General features: G+C 65.7%; 1 pseudogene. It reads right to left on the reverse strand.

Annotation, left to right across the window (positions count from 1 at the left end):
* Window positions 1–154: 154 nt before the first annotated feature.
* Window positions 155–464: pseudogene (locus tag DEQ92_RS22495) on the reverse strand (cytochrome D ubiquinol oxidase subunit II); the annotation flags it as partial.

Below are 464 nucleotides of genomic sequence, written 5' to 3' on the forward strand. Positions count from 1 at the left end.
GATCGGGTTCTTGATCGGCGTGGGCGTGCTCCAGTACACGCTCACTGGCGACGCCGGGAACCTGTTCCGCAACCTCGGGATCGGCGCGATCCTGTTGGCGTTCAGCGTCGGGTTCTACCGGCGCTGGAGCGAGTAAAAAAGCGGCTGGCGGCGTTCAGGCGTAGGATTCTGCTTCTTCGACTGGTCCGCTGAACGCCGAGTAGAGGACGTAGAAGTACGTCGCAATGAGGGGCAGCAAGAACGCGGCCCCGATCGACGTGAGATTGAGCGGCAGCGTCGAGACGATGGCCTCTCCGACGGCGAGTCCGGTAACCGGGTCGATCATCGGATACAGGAGTGTCGCGACGAGGGCGACGAGCCCGTACACCTGCCCGGCGACGGCTACGAACGCGACGTACCAGCGGCCGAGTCGGCTGGCGACAGCGTACGTGGCCGCGAGCAGGACCGTCGCGCCGAGCAGCGCG

It is taken from the genome of Haloferax sp. Atlit-6N (assembly GCF_003383195.1).
Classification (GTDB): Archaea; Halobacteriota; Halobacteria; order Halobacteriales; family Haloferacaceae; genus Haloferax; species Haloferax gibbonsii.